This is a genomic window from Albidovulum sp. (genome assembly GCF_049646345.1).
Taxonomy (GTDB): domain Bacteria; phylum Pseudomonadota; class Alphaproteobacteria; order Rhodobacterales; family Rhodobacteraceae; genus Albidovulum.
Window position 1 is genome coordinate 1 of sequence record NZ_JBARVQ010000744.1, and the last position, 3,002, is coordinate 3,002.

Consider the following 3,002-nt stretch of genomic DNA (forward strand, 5'->3'; position numbering starts at 1 on the left):
CAATGCGCGGCGGTGCCGTTGTCGCGCGTCAGCAGGCGCTGCTTGAGGATATCGAACCAGAACAGCTGCTGCCGTTCCGGGTGCCACAATGGTCCTTCGCCCAAGTCGCAGGGCCGGTCATCATAAATCGTGGCTTGCGGGTCCATTGTGCAAGACCTCGCCTGAAACAGCGGGTTCGGTCAAGGCCCGGACTGACACTCGACTATGGCGGTGGCCATGGCACGCAGCATGGTTTCATAGAGCATGGGTCCCGGTGCGGTGTCACGGCCTTCGGGGTCAAGCGGGGCACCGATGCGGGTGTTGGTGCCATCGGCCAGCGCGTGGACCGGTGCGGGGTCGCGGGCCGCTTCGGGGAAGATGCAGAGGCCATCGCCCGCGTCAAGCAAGGCGCGGACTTCGGACAGATGCGCGGCGCCGGGATCGCTGGCATCGCCCTCTGCAAGGCTGGCCGCAATGGTCAGCCCGAAATGATCGGCGAAATAACCATAAGCGTCGTGGGCGACGACGATCGGCTGCGCGCCTGCATCCTTCAACGCAACGCTGATGGTTTCATTCAGCGTCTGGATGCGCGCCTGCGCGAGTGACGCATTGGCCCGGTAGGTAACGGCATTGCCGGGGTCCCGCTCGACAAGGGCGTCCGAGATCAGCCCGATCCAGAGTGCGGCATTGTCAGGGTCGAGCCAGGCATGCGGGTCGAGGCCGGTGTGATCATGCGCATCTTCATCGGCGCCGTGGTGCTCATGCGCGTGGCCGTCGTGATCGCTGTCATGATCGTCATCATCGTCCGCTTCGTGCAGGGCCGATTGTGCATAGGTCCGGATCGCCGTGCCCGGTTGATGCAACAGGTCCAGCGACAGCGCTTCGCCGCTGCCGCCCATGCTGCGCGCCAGCCAGGGCGACATTTCCGCCCCCGTCCAGATGATCAGACCAGCGCCGTTCAGGGCGCGTATCTGCGACGGGCGCAACTGGAAGTCATGCGCATCCGCGGATTGATCCTGCAAGAGTTGCGGCGTTCCAAGATCGCCCATCACCTGAGAGACGAGGGAATGGATGACGGGGATGTCCGTGACCACCTCGGGAACCTCCGCCGAGGCGGCATGGCCAGCAATGGCGACAAGGGTGGCGGAGAGGAAAAGGCGAGTCATGCCGGGGTCCTATATGTATGTTTGCGGGATTGCCAGTCTTGCAGAGATATTTTATGTTATACCATAACAGTCAAGATGTCAGGGAGGCATGCGATGAATCGCCGCGACGATCCGGCGCCAGTGCTGGCATTCGAGGATCATGATCATACCCATTGCACCGGTGACATTCTTACCCGGGCCGAAAAGATCAGCGCCGAACGCGGTGCGCGGCTGACGCCGGTCCGGCGCCGCACGCTTGAGATCCTGCTCGAATCCCATCGTGCGATGGGTGCCTATGAGGTGCTGGAGCGCCTGGCCGGGGACGGGTTCGGCAATCAGCCGCCGGTTGCCTATCGCGCGTTGGAATTTCTGGTTGAACAGGGCCTTGTGCACCGCATCCGCCGTCTGAACGCCTTTGCCGCCTGTATGACGCCGGGCGAGGCGCATAGCCCGGCCTTCTTCATCTGCAAGTCGTGCGACACGGTGGCCGAAGCGCCGGCAGGCGCGGTACGCAATGCGATGGAACGCGCGGCCGCCGAGATCGGCTTTGTCGTCGAGCGCATGAACATCGAAGCTCTGGGCCTCTGCCCCGCCTGTTCGGGGGACGCATCGTGACACTGATCGAAGCGCGGGGGCTGAGCGTTCGCCATGGCGTGAACGTGGTATTGGCCAAGGTCGATTTCACCATTTCCGCGGGCGAGATCGTGACGATTGTCGGGCCGAACGGGTCGGGCAAGTCGACGCTGATCCGCGCCCTGATCGGGCTTGAGCCCGCCTATGAGGGCAGTGTGATCCGAGCACCGGGCCTTGGCATCGGCTATGTGCCGCAGAAGCTGCATATCGACGCGGCCCTTCCCCTGACTGTCGGCCGCTTTCTGTCGCTGCCACGCCGGGTCAGCCCCGGGGATGCGGCGGCCGTGCTGGAGCGGACCGGGGTTCCGGGCATCGCCGACCGGCAGATTGCCGGACTGTCCGGCGGACAGTTGCAGCGGGTCCTGCTGGCCCGCGCGCTGCTGGCGCGGCCAGAAATCCTGATCCTCGATGAGCCGACGCAGGGCCTCGACCAGCCGGGCATCGCGGCCTTCTACCGGCTGGTGGAAGAGGTCCGCCGTGAGATCGGCGTTGCGGTCTTGATGGTCAGCCATGACCTGCATGTGGTGATGAGCGCGTCCGACCGGGTGATCTGCCTCAACGGCCATGTCTGCTGCGAGGGCGCGCCGCATATCGTCTCGGCCGCGCCGGAATACCGTGCACTGTTCGGGCTGGGCACCGGGGGGGCGCTGGCGCTTTACCGGCATGTGCATGACCATGATCACGACCATGGCGACTGTGACGGCCATCACGGCCACGACCACACGCGTGAGAGCGAAGATGCCTGACGATTTTATCCTGCGTGCCGCTTTGGCGGGGATCGGTCTGATGCTGGCCGCTGGTCCCCTCGGTGCTTTCGTGATCTGGCGGCGCATGGCCTATATGGGCGATGCGACCGCCCATGCCGCGATCCTTGGCGTGGCACTGGCGCTGGCGACCTCTCTGCCCGTCGCGGCGGGAACCGCGATCGTGGCTTTGGCCATGGCTTTGGCCGTCACGGGCCTCAGCGGCAAGGGAAGGGCGGCAGATACTGCGCTCGGCGTGCTTGCGCATTCGGCGCTGGCTTTGGGGCTGGTGGCGGTGTCCTTCATGCCCTCGGTACGGGTTGACCTTTCGTCCTATCTATTCGGCGATGTGCTGACCGTCGGGCGCGCGGATCTGATCTGGATCTGGGGGGGCTCGGCCGCAGTTCTGGCGCTGTTGGCCTGGCGGTGGAACGCGCTTTTGACGGCGACGGTGAATGAGGAAATGGCCCAGGCCGCCGGGATGGACCCGCGACGCGAAAAG

The 3,002-nt window shown here is 64.9% G+C and carries 5 protein-coding genes; 3 read left to right on the top strand and 2 right to left on the bottom strand.

Annotation, left to right across the window (positions count from 1 at the left end; translation table 11 throughout):
* Positions 1 to 146 (bottom strand): SMP-30/gluconolactonase/LRE family protein (locus tag WBB85_RS19505; protein ID WP_432640259.1); only part of this gene is annotated, 146 nt, incomplete at its 3' end.
* 33 nt (positions 147 to 179) lie between these two features.
* Positions 180 to 1,145, bottom strand: coding sequence for a zinc ABC transporter substrate-binding protein (locus tag WBB85_RS19510; protein ID WP_432640255.1), 966 nt, complete (start codon positions 1,143 to 1,145; stop codon positions 180 to 182).
* A 93-nt stretch (positions 1,146 to 1,238) separates the two neighbouring features.
* Here WBB85_RS19510 and WBB85_RS19515 point away from each other — a divergent pair, with 93 nt between their 5' ends.
* The 3 genes from WBB85_RS19515 to WBB85_RS19525 form a co-directional block, all read left to right on the top strand.
* A complete protein-coding gene (locus tag WBB85_RS19515; RefSeq protein ID WP_432640256.1) occupies positions 1,239 to 1,739 on the top strand; it encodes a transcriptional repressor in 501 nt (166 codons plus the stop codon).
* On the top strand, positions 1,736 to 2,503 hold the full coding sequence (locus WBB85_RS19520; protein WP_432640257.1) for a metal ABC transporter ATP-binding protein: 768 nt from the start codon (positions 1,736 to 1,738) through the stop codon (positions 2,501 to 2,503). The genes WBB85_RS19515 and WBB85_RS19520 overlap by 4 nt, the downstream gene beginning before the upstream one ends.
* The coding region (locus WBB85_RS19525) for a metal ABC transporter permease (RefSeq protein WP_432640258.1) at positions 2,496 to 3,002 on the top strand (507 nt) is incomplete at its 3' end. The genes WBB85_RS19520 and WBB85_RS19525, both read left to right, overlap by 8 nt.

What these genes read in the sequence shown, in the direction of transcription:
- WBB85_RS19510 (WP_432640255.1), bottom strand. Translation starts at nt 1,145, where the DNA reads ATGACTCGCCTTTTCCTCTCCGCCACCCTTGTCGCCATTGCTGGCCAT.
- WBB85_RS19515 (WP_432640256.1), top strand. Translation starts at nt 1,239, where the DNA reads ATGAATCGCCGCGACGATCCGGCGCCAGTGCTGGCATTCGAGGATCAT.